Here is a 17,182-nt window from a genome sequence, read left to right on the forward strand (position 1 = left end):
GTGAAGTTGCTGGTTACCAGCAACTTATATCAGCTGGGATTTTGCATCGGGCATGAGGTCTAGATGCAGCAAGTGAGTGGGAAAAACTGCGAAATGAGCGCGTATTTTTCTGTCAGTCGCGCTTTTAATTTGTTAGATTTAACTTAATTCATTTTAATTACAATGGAGTAGAGCTATGGCCTGGAACGAACCGGGTAACAATGGCAATGGTAATGACAACGACCCATGGAAAAACCGTGGTGGTCGTGACCAAGGGCCTCCGGATCTGGATGAAGTGTTCCGCAAGTTTGGCGACAAGTTTGGTGGGATATTTGGCGGTAAATCAGGTGGCAACCGCAATGGTGGCTTAGGTGGTATCGGTTTTACCATCGTTTTTCTAATTGCGTTAGTCGTTTGGGCACTAAGTGGTATTTATACGGTGAAAGAAGCTGAGCGTGGCATTGTGCTGCAGTTTGGTAAATTTGATCGTATCGCTGAGCCAGGTTTACGCTGGAAAATGACCTTTATTGAACGTGTTATCCCAATCGATATTGAAGCCGTACGTTCACTTTCAGCTTCAGGCTTTATGCTCACAGAAGACGAAAACGTCGTTAGCGTTGAGTTTGAAGTGCAATACCGCGTCATTGACCCTACTTTGTATCGCTTTAGTGTGACCGATGCCGACCACAGCTTACAACAAGCGCTAGATAGTGCACTGCGTTATGTGGTGGGGCATTCGCGTATGGATGAAGTGCTGACTACTGGGCGTGAAATAGTTCGTCAACGTACATGGGACGAGCTGAACAAAGTCATTGAGCCTTATAAGCTAGGTATTATTGTCACCGACGTGAACTTTAAAGATTCTCGTCCACCAGCGGAAGTGAAAGACGCATTTGATGATGCCATTGCAGCACAAGAAGACGAAGAACGTTTTATTCGTGAAGCTGAAGCTTATGCGCGTGAGATTGAACCGCGTGCTCGTGGTCAAGTTACACGCATGACGCAAGAAGCCGAAGGTTACCGTGAGCGTATTACGTTGGAAGCACAGGGTGAGGTAGCTCGTTTTGAGAAACTTTTACCTGAGTATAAAGCGGCCAAGCAAGTCACACGCCAACGCTTGTACATTGATGCGATGGAAGAAATCTTGGGCAACAGTGCTAAGATCTTAGTTGATGTTGAGGGCGGCAATAACATGATGTATTTGCCATTGGATAAGATCATGGAACAAAGTGCAGGTCGCGCTCCATTGTCTTTACCAAACCAAAACGACATCAATCATTTACGTAGCAAGTTGTCATCACCTGCGCATACGAACAGCACGCCGCAAAGCACAGATCGCTTTAACAATGACCGCTTCAACAACGGGAGATAATGCAGATGAAAAATTTTAGTATTGTATTGCTGCTGGCTGCCGTGGTGTTGTGTTTTTCGTCAGTGTTTGTTGTAACTGAAGGGCAACGTGCAATTGTATTGTTGTTCAGTAAAGTACAAAAAGACGGTGACGATAAGGCGATGGTGTACGGCCCAGGCTTGCATCTAAAGGTGCCTTTCTTCGCTCAGGTTCGTCATTTGGATGCGCGTATTCAGACTTTGGATGGTGCACCAGATCGTTTCGTAACGAGCGAAAAGAAAGACCTTATTGTTGACTCATTTGTGAAGTGGCGCGTGAACGACTTTAGTGCGTTTTACCTTCGTGCCCGTGGCGACAAGCAATATGCTGAAACGCTACTTAAACAAAAGGTCAACAACGGTCTCAGAACGAACTTTGGTTCGCGCACTATTCGAGAAATCGTTTCTGGTGAGCGTAGTGAGCTGATGGAAGAAGCGTTAGTACAAGCAGGTGAAAGTGCTAAAGAGCTTGGTATTGAAGTGCTTGACGTGCGTGTGAAGCAAATTAACCTACCAAGTGAAGTCAGTAGCTCAATTTACCAGCGTATGCGTGCTGAGCGTACCGCAGTGGCAAAAGAGCATCGTTCACAAGGTCAAGAAAAAGCGGAAACCATTCGCGCTGAAGTTGACCGTCGTGTGACCGTAATGCTCGCTGATGCAGAACGTAATGCGCGTACCGTGCGGGGTGAAGGCGACGCTAGCGCTGCCAAAATTTACGCAGATGCTTATAGTAAAGACGCTGAATTTTTTGCTTTCGTGCGTAGCTTAGAAGCCTACAAAAATACCTTTAAAGACAAAAATGACGTGATGGTGCTCTCACCAAAGAGCGAGTTTTTCAATTATATGAAAGATGCTAAAGCCAACTAATTTTTAGCTTCACCTAAAAGCCTCGCCAATTGGCGAGGCTTTTTTGTATGTAATTCAGGCGCTTCTCTACAACTTGCAAAAAGAACAAGTAAAGAGCAGAAAAATTAGCCAGAACGGGGTGTCTTCCCCTTTGCTTTTCTGGTAAAATCTGCGCCTAATTTTTTCTAAGTGATTTTGCAATGGGTAAAAACGTCGTTGTATTAGGCACCCAATGGGGTGACGAAGGTAAAGGTAAGGTTGTTGACCTACTGACAGATAAAGCGTCTTATGTCGTTCGTTATCAAGGTGGTCATAACGCTGGCCATACACTAGTGATCAACGGAGAAAAGACGGTATTACATTTGATCCCTTCTGGGGTTTTACGTGATAACGTAAAATGTATCATCGGTAACGGTGTAGTACTTGCACCAGACGCTCTGATGAAAGAGATTGGCATGCTAGAAGCGCGTGGCGTTCCGGTTCGTGAACGTTTGCTTATCAGCGAAGCCTGTCCGCTGATCCTGCCATACCATGTGGCATTGGATAAAGCGCGTGAGTTGGCGCGTGGTAACAAAGCTATCGGTACAACTGGCCGTGGTATCGGTCCTGCGTACGAAGATAAAGTTGCACGTCGCGGTCTGCGTGTGGGTGATTTGTTCAACCCAGAGCAATTCGCTGCAAAACTTAAAGAAATTCTTGAGTACCACAACTTTACATTAGTGAACTACTACAAAGTTGATGCGGTTGATTTCCAAGAAACGTATGACCAAGCAATGGCTGTGGCAGACATTCTGAAATCAATGGTTGTTGATGTGACTGAGCTACTTGATACAGCGCGTAAAAACGGCGATAACTTGCTGTTTGAAGGTGCACAAGGCACATTGCTAGACATCGACCACGGTACTTACCCGTATGTAACTTCATCTAACACTACAGCTGGTGGCGTTGCAACTGGTTCTGGTTTTGGTCCACTATACCTAGATTACGTGTTAGGTATTGTTAAAGCTTACACTACGCGTGTAGGTTCTGGTCCATTCCCAACTGAGCTTAGCTGTGCAGTAGGTGAGCATTTAGGAACTAAAGGTCACGAGTTTGGCGCAACTACAGGCCGTAAACGCCGTACTGGTTGGTTTGATGCAGTGGCAATGCGCCGCGCGATTCAAATCAACAGCATCACAGGCTTCTGCTTAACTAAACTAGACGTGCTAGATGGCTTAGAAACCATCAAGATCTGTACTGGTTACCAGATGGAAGATGGCACAGTCACTAACGTGTCACCACTTGCAGCTGAAGGCTATGAGAAAGTAACACCAGTTTACGAAGAAATGCCAGGCTGGAGCGAGAACACAGTTGGTGCAACGACGCTAGAGCAGTTACCACAAAACGCGGTTAACTATATCAAACGTCTTGAAGAAATCACTGGTGTGCCAATCGACATTATTTCGACTGGCCCAGATCGCGTAGAAACCATGATTGTACGTAACCCATTTAGTGCGTAATCATCACAGTTCACGTGACGTCTGATTAAGAAAAGCTGCCTCGGCAGCTTTTTTTGTGCCTGTTGGTATAATTATTGAAGGGTTACTTCCGATAAACAGATCAGAGTCAAAATTCAGGCGGAGTTATGGTGAACAAAGGTCAACAGTTTGCAGTATCAATGTGTTTGTTATTGGGAATGACAGCAGCGCTTCACGCTGAGGAAATTAAACCAGACAGCACCTCAGCCGTGCCTTTGTACACCCAAGAAGAATTGGTTGGTCTTATCAACAAAAATCAGCATCTGCAACGCGTTAAAGCAGATGATTGCCAGTTACTTGACGATATCAAAGCCCGTGCCGAAGTGATGGCGTTACCCTCATACCAATTTCTCTATGGCGATATGCTCGCCTATGGCGTGTGTTTGGACGCCAATGTGGAGCTAGGGGTGCATTATATGCGTCAGGCAGCCCAGCAAGGCTTAGCGGCAGCGCTTGAGCAATTAGGGCGTTACTATGATACAGGCAAGCTTGTACAGCGCGATAAAGCCATGGCAATTACTTACCTACGAGAAGCGGCAGCGCAGGGGAATCTTGCCGCTCAGCTGCGTTTTGTGCGGCTCCTCAATGACGGTCACGGTAGTCCGCGAGATTTTGAGTCGGCCTATCATTGGTTATTTCATGCGGTAGTGGCGGATGCGAAAGTCCACAAGCAAATCGAAACTGCCTTAGCTCAGTTGGCTGAAAAGATGCCAGAGAGTGTTGTGAAGCGCGCCCGCTTGTCAAATTAGTACTTTCACGTTAGCGCATTAAACGACTGTTGTAGAGGTGGCATAAGCCACCTCATATAACGACTTTTTAACGTTCTTCGCTATTTAAAGAACCAATCTTCTCACCTATTTTCATCTCTTTGTTATTGCTTTCTTTTAACAGCGACATTTTTGGCGGTTGTAGCGATATAACACGTTCACCGACTTCAGGGGGCTTAGCCATATCGGTGACAAACGGCCGAATTCTGACTGTGTCATCGTCTTTTTTCTGCTCTAAAATCACAAACAGTGGAATGGCTTCTTTGTTGGTTTCCTGAAATTGTTGCCAACTAAACTCTTCTGAAATACGCGTCGCGCTCACTTTTCCGCCTTTAGAGATAAGGCTTGAAAGTTTGGCGTAGTTACCTAGCTCGGCGAATAAAATTTGCCGCGAGAGGAAAGTCGCACTGTCTTTGTTGGCTTTGGCATGGTTAGTTGAAGAGCGTAGCGAATAGACGTTCTGCTCGCCAAGTAAATGCGAAAAATACTGCACCCCTAAGGCGTTGTGATGGCGATTAGGTGAAAGTGCCAACACGGATTTTAAACTGGTTAAAGGTAGATAGCGTTCTGCATGTTCAGATTGCGGGTTACCGTAATAGCAGTTAAGCCCATCCATGCGTGCCATCTTGCAGTTTTCCCACGCAGGATCAGAAAGATACACATCAATGTTGAGTTCTTTTAGGCCCACACCAATCGCTCTTGCGACATGGTTGGCGCCAATAATTAAAATGGTATTGGGTGATGGCTGGCGTACTTTTAGTAGTTTAGCCAACGGCGTCGCGGTTAAGCTTTGGCTTACAACTGTGATGATGATCACAGTAAAAATCAGTGGCACAATTTTATGCGCATCAGGGATCTCGGCTTCAATCATACTCAGCGCAAACACTGAGCCGACCGCTGCAGCAACAATACCTCGAGGGGCAATCCACGCCAGCACTAAGCGTGACTTAAATGGTAGCTCCGAGCCATACGTAGAAACCGCAATACAAATTGGCCGTGCAACAAATAGGACTACTGCAAGGAATAAAAACACCTTGAAATCCAACTGCATTAGGTCAGCTAATTGGAGCCTCGCAGCCAGTAAGATAAACAAGGTAGAAATCAGGATCATCGAAAGGTCTTCTTTAAATTCAAGCACCGAGTCGATTTCTAAATCATCCTGATTGGCAAGCCAAATACCAAAGACCGTGACAGCCAATAAACCGGATTCGTGGGCTAAATAATTAGAACCAGTGAAGCTTATCAGCACTAAAGCTAGGATAGCGAACTTATGCAGCTCAAAGGGTAGCCACTCTTTGCGGATCAAAAAGCTCGTTAATGCGCCCGCAACCACCCCAATAGACAGGCCAACCGAAACCGTTTTAAACAGGGCAATGAGGGTGTGATTAACGATGCCTTCGTCACCGACCAACATCACAGCTTCGAACACCAATACCGCAAATAGCGCGCCAATTGGGTCTATTACTATACCTTCCCAGCGCAAGATGCGGTCAATGTCTTTGTTGGGCCGCATAGTATTGAGCATCGGGGCAATTACAGTTGGGCCTGTGACGACCAAAACCGCACCAAGTACCGCGGCAACGCGCCAGTCGAGGTCTAAAATGCCGTAGGCAGCGAGGCCGACGATAACAAAGGTGGCGAGCATCCCAGTCGAACACAGGTTCCTTACGACTTTACCTATCCCTTTGAGTTCTTGGAAGTGTAAGGTCAATGAGCCTTCAAATAAGATCACCGCTACCGCAAGAGAAACCACCGGAAATAGCAAGTCACCGAGTAAGAGATCAGGGTCGAGTTGGCCGCTAATCGGGCCGAGTACTAGGCCAACAATGAGTAAAAATAAAATCGCAGGAACTTTTAAAAACCAGGCGAGCCACTGGGCAAATACCGAACAAACTGCGATCCCGGCGATATAAATCGCTGACATAGACTCTCCAGCTAAGCTTAAATGATGAGATCCAGTTATAACACAGAACGCTGCTTTGTATAGCGAATAACAGCTTGAAATTTCAAAGTTATTGCGCAAGTTTATATTACAAATAAATGAAGCCTATCCGTTTGGCTTGAAATCAACTGCTTAAGTACGTTAAGGTAAAAAAGACGGCGAGCTTTACTACTCGCCAATTTATCTCCTCTATTGCGCAATAATTCATTGCGGTTTAGATCTTTTCAGCTGCATCAAACCATGATGGTCACGCTGAAAACGGTCCGACATCAGACAGCCGAGGCGCTGCTCTGGGGTCACAATCCAGCTTTTATTTTTAACTTGTAGAGCGCTGACATTTTGTCGACCTAACTGACACCTTGTGAGCTTGTTTCTGCACCATCCGCATTAGATTGGTTGCGAGATCTTGTGCCATTTTTAATTTGGTGCGAAAGCAGTAGGTATCCCTTATTTTAGCTATAGCGCTGGCTAGGTTGTTTGAATAATAAGCACAGAGGAGTAAAACACAGCCATAGAATGGAGAGAGAAGGTGAAAAGGCTAGTTATAAAAATTGGTAGCGCACTGATTGCGCCGCAGCAAGATGGCTGTCGCTCACAGCATTTGCTGAAAATTGCCCAGTTTATTGTCGATTGTCGTAGCAAAGGCATCGAAGTGATTTTAGTTTCATCAGGCGCTGTCGCGGCGGGCGCGCATTTATTTGCCAAAGAAGTGCAGCAATCGGTTGCGGTAAGAAAAGCCATGGCAGCGGCGGGGCAAACCGAGATGATCTCAATGTGGGAGCGGTTTTTTGATTTTCCTACTGCGCAGCTGTTGCTAACACATGCAGATTTACGCCACCGCGAGCGCTACACCAGTATACGTGAAACATTATTCACTTTACTCGCCGAGGGCATTTTACCTATTATCAATGAAAATGATGCCGTCACCACAGATAGCCTTAAAGTCGGCGATAACGACAATCTTTCTGCTATGGTAGCAGCCGCTGCGGACGCAGACAGTTTAGTGATTTGCTCAGATATAGATGGTTTATATAACGCCAATCCCAGAGTGGTTGAGGGCGCGAGTTTAATTCCTGAGGTGCGCGCTATCACAGACGAAATTAAAGCCATGACCGACGGGCCAAATAGCGCGCAGGGCACAGGCGGGATGCGCACGAAGTTGCAGGCGGCAGAAAAAGCCACTTCACACGGTATTACCACCTACATAGTGAATGGTTTTAAAGACAGCACATTTCGTTTGCTTTTAGAGGGACAAAACCCAGGTACGGTGTTTTTCCCGTATGATGAGCCACTCCTTGAGTCGCAGCATTGGTTGATGCACACAGCCAAAGCACAAGGGGAACTAGTGGTATCGGCACAGCTTACCAAAGCAGAGGAACCTTTAGCGCAACAAGTACGCAGTGACGATATTGTGGCGGTTAATGGCGAATTTTCTGCTGGAGAAACGGTGCTTATTACCGATCCGCAAGGAAACCGCCTTGCCAAGGCAAAAACCAATTATAGTAGTTGTCTGCTGAGCTTTATTGCTCAGCACGACAGTGGCCTGCTCACCTCACAAATGCAGGAGAGCATAGGGCCGGTGATTTCGCAGCAACATATCGCAGTATTGGAGAAATAAAGCAGCATGAGTTTCATTACAGAATTAGCTAAAAACGCAAAGGCAGCCGCTAAGATCCTGGCGCTGCTTCCTACCCCAGAAAAAAATGCGGTATTACAAGCCATGGCACAGGCGCTGCGCGACAACTGCGATGCGATTCTTGCAGCCAATGCGCTTGATCTTGCGCAAGCGAGTCAAAATCAGCTCTCGGCGGCTATGGTCGATAGATTAACACTTAATAAAGCGCGCATCGATGCGATGGCCGCAGGCATAGAAACCATTATCTCCTTACCCGATCCAGTAGGTGAAATTCGTCAATTCGGCACGCGGCCAAATGGCATTGAAATTCGCAAAATGCGTATTCCGCTTGGTGTGGTATGTATGATTTACGAAGCGCGCCCTAATGTGACTGCGGACGCGGGGGCATTATGCTTTAAATCGGGCAATGGCGTGGTGCTACGTGGTGGTAAAGAGGCGTTACATAGCTCGTTAGCGATTGCTGAAGTGTTACACACGGTACTGCGTGCGCATCAGTTACCAGAAGCACTTATCACAGTCGTACCAGACCCAGACCGTGGTCTTTTAATGGAGCTGATGCAGCAAAAAGACTATATCGATTTAGTGATCCCACGTGGTGGTGAAGGGCTGATAAAATTTGTCACAGAGAACAGCACTATTCCGGTGATCCAGCACTTTAAAGGCGTCTGTCATTTGTATGTAGATAAAGACGCCGATTTGGCTGTAGCGCTTAACTTGCTACTCAATGGTAAAACTCAGCGTACTGGAGTGTGTAATGCGCTTGAAGGTTTATTAGTACACCAAGCCATTGCCGCTGATTTCTTGCCGCAGGTGAGTGCTGCACTTAAAGAAAAAGGGGTAAAAATTAATGCGTGCGAGCACGCTGCGCCATACTTTTCCAATGCAACCGTGTTAGGCGCAGAGGAATTTGGTGAAGAGTATCTCAGTTTAGAAATTGCCATTCGCGTGGTGGATGACTTTACCATGGCACTAGCACACATTGACCGTTTCGGCAGCCACCACACCGAAGTGATCTGTACACAAAACCAAGCGACAGCGGAGCTTTTCCAACGCAGTATCGATGCCTCGGTGGTGATGGTGAACGCCTCATCGCGTTTTTCTGATGGCGGTGAGTTAGGGCTTGGCGCCGAAATTGGTATTGCCACCACTAAATTACATGCCTACGGTCCGATGGGGCTTGAGTCTTTAACCGCAGAGAAATATCTGGTGAATGGCTCGGGGCAAGTACGTCAGTAGCAGTATTACTGAGCTAAAGCGCTGCGGTGCTTGCATTGGCGGTTTTAGCTTCGAAGTTTTTTTGGGGTGCGATAGTAAGCTATCGTACCTGACTTTCTTTTTTACCTGCGGAACATGAAAAAGCGGCGTTTTAATCGTTCAAGCAAAGTTGCAGCGTAACCGCAAAGGAAAACCAGCATAATAACGAGTGAAAAGCAGAAAATGCTACTAAGTACGTGAAAGTGCTATTAAGAAAGAAAAATTATTTGAAGTATAAAGAATTTATAAAACTATCAAGGAAAGGTTGGAAGGTGGTGGAGCTAAGCAGGATCGAACTGCTGACCTCCTGCGTGCAAGGCAGGCGCTCTCCCAGCTGAGCTATAGCCCCACATTCCAAGCGATAAATCCGTTTAAGATTCATCAGAAGACGGAGCGAGATTATAAGTATTTCTATTGTCGCGTCAACCCCTAAATTCAAAAAATATTTTACCCAATCGCAATTTGCTTTGTTAGACTGCCATAAATACTGATTTGGGTAAGAAAACCTATGACATTGACACGCTTACTAAGCAGCGCATTGCTGTTTAGCTTCTTGGCTGGCTGTGCCACCAAACCCGATGAACCTAAATATCGTATTGTCGATGAGCAATTTTTTCAGCGCGCGGTAGATGGCGGCAGAACTGAGTTTGTGTTTATCGTCACTGTAGCGGCTACGCCGCATTTACGCCAAGCACCGAATAAACCCATCGGAAAAAGCGAGCGTAAACAAATTGCAGAATTTGAACGCTTAGAAGACTCTCCTGCACTTAAAATTCAACTTGAGGAAGAAGCGGTTGGTAAGCTAAAACAAACGCTATTAGATCGTAAAATATGCCGCCAAGGCCACAGTATAGACAATGTCTATTGGCGTGAGCGCAGCGTGCAACTGCGGGGTGGGTGTTTTGAGTAATGAAGCGCAGCGCTTAGCACTACGCAGTTTACTCAACTTGCTGGATATCGAACCGCTCGAATACCAGCATCCGCCTTTGATGACATGCGAAGATGCCGACGCCTTGGCATTAGTCCGCGAGGGGACGCGCTTAAAAAATCTGTTTTTGCGAGATAATTATGGTCGTCGCCATATTTTGCTTATCACAACTCCCGAGCGACGGGTTGACCTGAAACGTTTATCACAGCAGCAAGCTATGTCGCGTTTGGGATTTGCATCAAACGAGCGACTTGCCCGCTATTTAGGTATTGAGCCGGGCTGTGTATCAGCACTCTCGTTGGTCAACGCCCAAGAAGGCGCAGTCGAGTTATGGCTTGATGATACGCTGCGTGATGCTGCGCTTTGGCAATGTCATCCACTGGATAATCGTTTTACTTGGGTGCTCTCGCTGCCTGATCTGATGCGCTTTTGGCAACATTTAGGTTATCAGCCCAAATGGATCACACTGTGTGATTAACGGGCTTTGCTTGGGTTTGACGCACGCACCAAGCACCGCACAGACTCACCAATAACAGGGTGAGCAAAAACCCCGTTTGGCCGAAATACTGATAAATAAACCCCGGTAAAAATGAACCAAGCGCGCCACCGCTGTAATAAAACGACACATAAGCGCCATTTGTGACCGTTGCTTTGGCGCTGCTAATCCGGTTGGCATAACCTGCTGCTGTGGTGTGGATCATAAACATCGCGGCACAAAACAAGGTGAACGCAGTAATAAACAACCACAAGTTGCTGCCTTGCATTAGTGCCAACGTTAAGCTGTAGAGTGTAAATACGGACAGTAAAAAGTGTTTAGCGCTGCGACTGTGGCGCAATAGCCACGGGCTACTTACCGAAAGCACCGCACCAATTAAATAGCCGGTATAAACTAAGCCAATGTCTTGACTGGCGGTAATGGCAAAGCTGTCTTTAAGGATAAAAGGCAGGTAATTCATCAAGGCTGCAAAGCAAAAGAACATACAAAATACAGCAAGGTAGAGCGCAATTAATGGTCTATCTTTTAGCGGGCGTAAATAATCACGTGGTGATGCTGCGGCTTTAACCGTTACCGCGCCATGACGCGAACGAATGCTGGATGCCAAGATTAACAAGAGCGCCGCAATCACATAATAAAAGCTCTGCCAAGTAAACCATTCGGCAAAACTCGCCGCTAGCATGCGACCAAAATATCCACCCACTATGGTACTTGCGATATACCAGCCCATTTTTTGCTGAATGTGTTCACCTTGATACCGCTCCCCGATATACCCAGTCATGCTGGTCAGCGCGGCGGGTAACAGTAACCCTTGCACAAAGCGCAGCACTTGCAATAGCCTAAAATCCTCACACAAGGGGAATAATACACAGCTGATTGCCAGCAAAATCATGGTCAGCCGCAGTACTTTAAGCACATTACGTTTCGCCAGCAGCAAGCCATAAAAAATCGGGGCAATCGCCAGTGGTAGCATAGTCAGTGACATCAGTGAGCCACTGATGGCCGGAGAGATAGCAAATTGCTCACTGAAGAGCGCAAGTAATGGCTGAGGCGCGTACAGAACAAAGAAAATAGTCACTGAACACAACAGCAGTAACGGCAGCGGCATAAACACCTTAGGTGAGTGATATAACGCGCTTAGTTTACTCAATTTAGCGAAATATGTGCGGCGAATTACGACAAAATTTGCGCTAAATCACAGAATTAAATTTTCCTGCTGTTAGATTAGTGGCGCTGGTACTTCTCATCCTCGGTTTGGCTGATTACAATGTCAGAAGAGAAAGCATAGATTGGAGAATGCCAGCATGGGTTCATTGCAAGAGCAGTTATTAAAAGCCGGTTTGACCACCGCGCATCAGGCGCGCGTGGCAAAATCTGAAAAACGTAAGCAGCAGAAAAAGAAAAAGGGCGCCACCAGTGACCCTAGCGACTTACAAAAACATATTGAGCAAACCAAACTGGCACAGCAGCAAAAAGCGGACGAGCTTAACCAAGCGCGTTTAGCTGAGCAGCATCAGAAAGAGCAAATTGCACGGGCGAAGCAAATTCTCGCGCATCACAAGCAAGAGGCAGTGCGCGGCAACACCACCTTCAACTTTGTTTATGAAGGTAAAGTTAAAGAGCTTGAAGTCAACGACAGCACCCGTCAAGCGCTCGCCAAAGGGCGTTTGGCTATTTGCGTACTGGAAGGCCAGTTTTATGTGTTACAAGATGAGCCTGCGCGTAAAATTGCGGCCATCGAAGAAAGCTTTATCGTGATGCATGCTATTGACGACGAGCAAAAGCCAGATGCAGACGACCCATACGCAGATTATGAGATCCCTGACGATTTGATGTGGTAATGAGTGGCGGGGAATCGTCGCTGCGTAAAGTGATATCGCTTTAACTTGAAAGGCTTAGCAAAAGTGAGTGAGTAGACTACACTCAAACAGGAATTACCGTTAAACAACAAGAGATAGGAACAATGAGCAAAATTAAATACTTACTTTTAGGTACTGCACTTTCTATGACGGCGATGGTTTCAACTTCAGCAGCAGCAGACGGCGCGGCGTTATATACAGCAAAAATGTGCCAAACTTGTCATGGTCCAGAGGGTAAAGCGCCAATTATGGGCAGCTATCCAAAACTGAATGGCCAGAATAAAGACTATCTGGTTGCACAAATGAAAGACATCAAATCTGGTGCGCGTGCCAACGGTATGTCAATGGCAATGAAAGCTATGGTTGCTAATGTGAGCGATGAAGAAATGGTTGCGATTGCCGAGTATTTATCGCAAGTAAAATAAGCCGTTAAGTTTGTTTAAAAAAACCATCGTTGCGGCGATGGTTTTTTATTATCTCCAGATCAATCTAACACCTTCATTCGCATATTCGCTGCTGGTAACAGGTAAAAAAACAGCTTGGCAATACCGGGCGCGCTTGGATTGAATATCTGGTCAATCTCATTTAGACTTCTATACATCTAATCAGGTTGCGTGTCTCGCGATCATATGGAGCAAAATATGTTTGAACTGCCCAAACTAGACCTTAAAGGTAAAGTCAGTGCAAAAGAATGGCAACTGCGTGTGGATTTAGCTGCATGTTATCGTTTGGTTGAGCATTTTCGCTGGGGCGATTTAATCTACACCCATATGTCAGCACGTTTACCCGGTACAGATCACTATTTGGTGAACGCATTCGGTTTAAGTTTTGATGAAGTCACGGCATCGAATCTCGTTAAGGTAGATTTACAAGGTAATATTCTTGACGATACGCCGTTTAAAATTAACCCAGCGGGTTTTACCATTCATAGTGCCATTCATGAAGTACGTGAAGATGCGCATTGTGTGATTCACTTACACACCAAAGAAACCATTGCAGTAGCGACCTTGGAAAGCGGCTTATTGCCACTTAGCCAGCATGCGATGTTTTCGTTGCCATCATTGTCCTATCACGGTTACGAGGGGCTTGCGGTTAATGAAGCGGAAAAAGCACGTTTACAAGCGGACTTAGGCACCACCAATCACATGCTGTTGGTGAATCATGGGGGTCTTACAGTAGGCCCAACTGTGGGGGATGCCTTTATGCGTTTTTATGATTTACAGCGTGCTTGTGAAATTCAGGTGGCGATTCTGGCTACCGGCCAACCCGCTATTCCAGTACCACAACCCATTATCGACAATATTTATAATCAGGCTAAAGTAGTTCACAGTGGCAGTACAGGTGGACAGCTAGCGTGGCCTGCCATGTTACGTAAAGCGTATCGTTTAGACCCAGGTTTTGCTGAGTAGGAGCCAAAATGAAAGTTACTCGCGTCGAAGTGTTTGATATCCATTGCCCAGAAAGACCGCAGTGGACCCCAGTTTTCGTCAGAATCCATACCGATGAAGGAATTTCTGGCGTCGGTGAAGCTGGCCTTGCTTATGATTTAGGCCACAGTGCCGCAGCTGCTATGATTAAAGAAATGGCGGAAGCGTTTTTAATTGGCCACGACCCATTCCAAACTGAGTTACTTTGGTCGCGCATGCTACGTGAAAGCTTTTGGGGCTTAGGTGGCGGCCCGGTTATTTACGCCGCGATGAGCGCGATTGATACTGCACTGTGGGATATCAAAGGTAAGGCGTTAAACGTGCCTGTGTACCAACTGCTCGGCGGTAAAATTAATGATGAACTGCGCACCTACGCCTCGCAATTACAATTTGACTGGGGTCCTGACTTTAAAAAGCTTATCCACCCACAAGAATACGCCGAGGCCGCGTTAAAGGCAGTCGCAGAAGGGTACGATGCGGTTAAAGTAGACCCTATTATGTACGATAAAGACGGCAATACCTATTATGACCGTACTAAGCTGATTTCACGCCCTGAAATGAAGCTTTACCGCGCGCGTATGCAAGCCATTCGAGAAGCGGTAGGCGATGAAGTAGACATTATTTTTGAATGCCACAGCTTACCGGGTGCAACGTCTGCTATTCAAATTGGCGAAATTGCTGAAGAGTTTGACTGCATGTATTACGAAGAGCCAGTGAACTACTTAAACCATTCACTACACGACAAAGTGGCAAAAAAGGTCAAAGTACCGTTGGCGGGTGGCGAGCGTTTGTATAATCGCTGGGCGTTCCGTCCTTATTTTGAAGACCAAAGTATTGACGTATTACAGCCAGACATTGGCCTGTGCGGTGGTTTTACCGAAACGAAAAAAGTCTGTGATTACGCTGATATCTTTGATATTCGTATTCAAGCGCACGTTTGTGGCGGCCCTGTAGCAACCGCAGCCTCGTTACATTTAGAGTCGGCGATTCCTAACTTTTTAATCCACGAACACCATACTTATGCACTGAAAAGCTGGAACCGTGAACTGTGTTTACAAGATCCACAACCAGTAAATGGCAAGTTTAAAGTCTCCGATGCCCCAGGTATCGGAATTGAGTTAAACGATGAAGTGGTGATGCGCTCAGCGCGAGTCGAGATTAAATAGCAGGTAAATCAAAGGGGCGTAAGCCCCTTTGGAATTTTCTAAGTTTGTTTATTTCTAAGCGTGGGTAATATACTCAATCGATGATTTTTATAACTATCTATAGTCATAAATGACATTATGGCGGTGGTTATTGAAAATACTATATAACCTGTAATATCGAATATGTCGTAAAAAAATTGAACTTGATAGTTAAGTCCATTTCGCAAATAGTTCTCAATTAAACAAAAAAAGCTTAACGAAATTAAGCAGAGCTGTAACCAAGGAAATACCTCATCTGCCGGTGTGGCTCTAATCTTCACAGATGGCCATAGCTTAGATTGAATCTCCATTCTTTTCACCAAAGGATACAAAGGTAACAGATTTATTGAGGCCTGAATTCCAAAAATAATACTATTTTGAATTAACCTATCGTCATCAGACGATTTTAGACTTACCAAACCTAAATTGAATAATACTTGCTCAAGGTAGTATGGGCATATCATTAGTATGCCTAAGGCGACAATATTAAAATCCTTAATTCTAAGTGCAATTAGGATTAGAATAGAGTTGTAAATAAGGTAAGTGTAAATAAAAATATTAGGAGCATTGACCAATACAGCGATTAAAACTAGTACTGATAGCGCAAAGCTATAAAGGTTGTAGCTCCTTTTTTTCTCGGTCATACAATCTAGCCGTTAGTTGCTTTGCAAGTTTGTGTGATCGGCTTTTCTGGTTTTTGAATGGCTCCACCATTCACTTGTTGGCATTGTTTAAGTGCTAACTTTTTCATCTTCGTATTCCTTATACATTTTTCTTTATTCCTCTAAGTCGCTTTTAGAAAGCCACTTAGTCGGTTAACCAAACTGAAAACAAAATTTGATTCAATTTGGTTGATAGTCTTGGCAGCAAAAACTAGTTCATTCAGCGCTCGTAGGCACTTGATGATACAGTAAAAGACAACCCATGAAAGTGTTATTCTACACTGCCGAGTGATCTACTTTTATCCCAAGGTTAATTAAAAGTAAAATAATTTACGATAATAATGAACGGTTCACATAGAACAAAAAGCTTTAAATGTGCTTAAAATAAACACATCATATTGATTTTTAATGGTTAATAACCATTGGTGTTTAAGTTGGTCATTTTGCCTTTTAAGTTATTTGTTAATGATTTAGTCTGGTTTTAACTCGTTCGCTTAGCTTTTTTGGCACAATTTAGCCAAAATCTTGATAACTTGATAAGCCACTTCTGTAGTAACTTTGAGGAGTTTTTTCATGCTTTATGGTGATTTGATTCTTGTCTGTGGCTCACTTTTTAGTCAAAATTTTAGCACTTAGAGTGGTTATCTAAGGAATACAATGAAAAGGACATTTTATGAACGACCCCACAAAAGTAAAGGAGGGTTCACTTTGGCGTCTCAAGGGATCTGATATGAAACTCTTTTTGGCTTTATCAGCAATTTTAATGGCGCAGCATGCACAGGCATCAATTCAGGCTTTCCCAGAATATCGTTGTGAGCAAGCTAGTGTTGAAATCCAATTGGTGGATTTGAAATTGTGTACCAACAAAAATGCACTGCGAAGTGTCAATGTACTTGGTTTGAGCGACCCTAACCTAGTTTTGACCTTGTCGAAACAAGAACTAGCCATCGCTAAACTGCCTCCAGCAATTGCTATCGCGAACTTGCACCAGAAAATGGGGATTACAGTTCACCAGTTATTTATGCGCTTGGCATCGGGTGAGCTGACCCCAGAAATCACCGCCGCATTTGCGGTCAATGAGCAAAACCCGATACAAGTGTTTCAGCATGAGGCGCTGTTCGCGCTTGCTGTGATAGGCAGCAATCAGGACTATGACCGCATCTATTTAAATCTTAAAGACGGTGAGGCTATCTACCAAATTACCGGAGAGTTCAATCAGCTAGAACTCGAAAGTATTCTGGCTGCGATTCAATACATTGACTAACTATGAGTGAATCAGGAACCACTTAGCAATAA

The 17,182-nt window shown here is 45.2% G+C and carries 16 protein-coding genes and 1 tRNA gene; 13 read left to right on the top strand and 4 right to left on the bottom strand.

Going from position 1 to position 17,182, the window contains the following annotated elements:
* Positions 1-175: 175 nt before the first annotated feature.
* From hflK to ACFOEE_RS11520, 4 genes are all read left to right on the top strand, one after another.
* The gene (gene hflK / locus ACFOEE_RS11505; protein WP_377124323.1) at positions 176-1,351 is read left to right on the top strand and encodes an FtsH protease activity modulator HflK; all 1,176 of its coding nucleotides are present in this window, start codon (positions 176-178) and stop codon (positions 1,349-1,351) included.
* A 5-nt stretch (positions 1,352-1,356) separates the two neighbouring features.
* A complete protein-coding gene (gene hflC / locus ACFOEE_RS11510) occupies positions 1,357-2,235 on the top strand; it encodes a protease modulator HflC (protein ID WP_377124325.1) in 879 nt (292 codons plus the stop codon).
* Positions 2,236-2,414: 179 nt separating this feature from the next.
* Complete coding sequence (locus ACFOEE_RS11515) at positions 2,415-3,713, top strand: adenylosuccinate synthase (RefSeq protein WP_377124327.1); 1,299 nt, start codon at positions 2,415-2,417, stop codon at positions 3,711-3,713.
* A gap of 158 nt (positions 3,714-3,871) precedes the next feature.
* Positions 3,872-4,480 (top strand): tetratricopeptide repeat protein, encoded by a 609-nt coding sequence (locus ACFOEE_RS11520; protein ID WP_377124437.1) that lies wholly within the window; start codon positions 3,872-3,874, stop codon positions 4,478-4,480.
* A gap of 67 nt (positions 4,481-4,547) precedes the next feature.
* On the opposite strand, the gene ACFOEE_RS11525 is transcribed toward ACFOEE_RS11520, so the two are convergent.
* Positions 4,548-6,422: a cation:proton antiporter gene (locus tag ACFOEE_RS11525; RefSeq protein WP_377124329.1), complete on the bottom strand. Its 1,875-nt coding sequence runs from the start codon at positions 6,420-6,422 to the stop codon at positions 4,548-4,550.
* 547 nt (positions 6,423-6,969) lie between these two features.
* Here ACFOEE_RS11525 and proB point away from each other — a divergent pair.
* Together proB and ACFOEE_RS11535 are read left to right on the top strand one after the other, a co-directional pair.
* The gene (proB, locus tag ACFOEE_RS11530) at positions 6,970-8,058 is read left to right on the top strand and encodes a glutamate 5-kinase (RefSeq protein WP_377124331.1); all 1,089 of its coding nucleotides are present in this window, start codon (positions 6,970-6,972) and stop codon (positions 8,056-8,058) included.
* Between the two features lie 6 nt (positions 8,059-8,064).
* A complete protein-coding gene (locus ACFOEE_RS11535) occupies positions 8,065-9,312 on the top strand; it encodes a glutamate-5-semialdehyde dehydrogenase (protein ID WP_377124333.1) in 1,248 nt (415 codons plus the stop codon).
* A gap of 291 nt (positions 9,313-9,603) precedes the next feature.
* On the opposite strand, the gene ACFOEE_RS11540 is transcribed toward ACFOEE_RS11535, so the two are convergent.
* Positions 9,604-9,679 (bottom strand) — tRNA-Ala (locus ACFOEE_RS11540).
* A 159-nt stretch (positions 9,680-9,838) separates the two neighbouring features.
* On the opposite strand from ACFOEE_RS11540, the gene ACFOEE_RS11545 reads away from it, so the two are divergent.
* On the top strand, positions 9,839-10,240 hold the full coding sequence (locus tag ACFOEE_RS11545; protein ID WP_377124335.1) for a hypothetical protein: 402 nt from the start codon (positions 9,839-9,841) through the stop codon (positions 10,238-10,240).
* Positions 10,233-10,736, top strand: coding sequence for a prolyl-tRNA synthetase associated domain-containing protein (locus ACFOEE_RS11550; RefSeq protein WP_377124337.1), 504 nt, complete (start codon positions 10,233-10,235; stop codon positions 10,734-10,736). The genes ACFOEE_RS11545 and ACFOEE_RS11550 overlap by 8 nt, the downstream gene beginning before the upstream one ends.
* On the opposite strand, the gene ACFOEE_RS11555 is transcribed toward ACFOEE_RS11550, so the two are convergent.
* Positions 10,720-11,862: an MFS transporter gene (locus ACFOEE_RS11555; protein WP_377124339.1), complete on the bottom strand. Its 1,143-nt coding sequence runs from the start codon at positions 11,860-11,862 to the stop codon at positions 10,720-10,722. The two genes, ACFOEE_RS11550 and ACFOEE_RS11555, sit on opposite strands and share 17 nt — an antisense overlap.
* 196 nt (positions 11,863-12,058) lie before the next feature.
* Here ACFOEE_RS11555 and ACFOEE_RS11560 point away from each other — a divergent pair, with 196 nt between their 5' ends.
* The 4 genes from ACFOEE_RS11560 to ACFOEE_RS11575 all read left to right on the top strand — a co-directional run bounded on the left by ACFOEE_RS11560 (position 12,059) and on the right by ACFOEE_RS11575 (position 15,206).
* On the top strand, positions 12,059-12,595 hold the full coding sequence (locus ACFOEE_RS11560) for a DUF2058 domain-containing protein (RefSeq protein WP_377124341.1): 537 nt from the start codon (positions 12,059-12,061) through the stop codon (positions 12,593-12,595).
* A gap of 122 nt (positions 12,596-12,717) precedes the next feature.
* A complete protein-coding gene (locus tag ACFOEE_RS11565; protein WP_377124343.1) occupies positions 12,718-13,038 on the top strand; it encodes a c-type cytochrome in 321 nt (106 codons plus the stop codon).
* Positions 13,039-13,254: 216 nt separating this feature from the next.
* On the top strand, positions 13,255-14,022 hold the full coding sequence (locus tag ACFOEE_RS11570; RefSeq protein ID WP_377124345.1) for a class II aldolase/adducin family protein: 768 nt from the start codon (positions 13,255-13,257) through the stop codon (positions 14,020-14,022).
* Between the two features lie 8 nt (positions 14,023-14,030).
* A complete protein-coding gene (locus ACFOEE_RS11575) occupies positions 14,031-15,206 on the top strand; it encodes a mandelate racemase/muconate lactonizing enzyme family protein (RefSeq protein WP_377124347.1) in 1,176 nt (391 codons plus the stop codon).
* Between the two features lie 38 nt (positions 15,207-15,244).
* On the opposite strand, the gene ACFOEE_RS11580 is transcribed toward ACFOEE_RS11575, so the two are convergent.
* Entirely contained in the window at positions 15,245-15,868 is a 624-nt protein-coding gene (locus ACFOEE_RS11580; RefSeq protein ID WP_377124349.1) for a hypothetical protein, read from the bottom strand.
* Positions 15,869-16,616: 748 nt separating this feature from the next.
* On the opposite strand from ACFOEE_RS11580, the gene ACFOEE_RS11585 reads away from it, so the two are divergent.
* Positions 16,617-17,150 (top strand): hypothetical protein, encoded by a 534-nt coding sequence (locus ACFOEE_RS11585; protein WP_377124351.1) that lies wholly within the window; start codon positions 16,617-16,619, stop codon positions 17,148-17,150.
* Positions 17,151-17,182 lie beyond the last annotated feature (32 nt).

The organism is Pseudoalteromonas fenneropenaei (genome assembly GCF_042643375.1).
GTDB lineage: Bacteria > Pseudomonadota > Gammaproteobacteria > Enterobacterales > Alteromonadaceae > Pseudoalteromonas > Pseudoalteromonas fenneropenaei.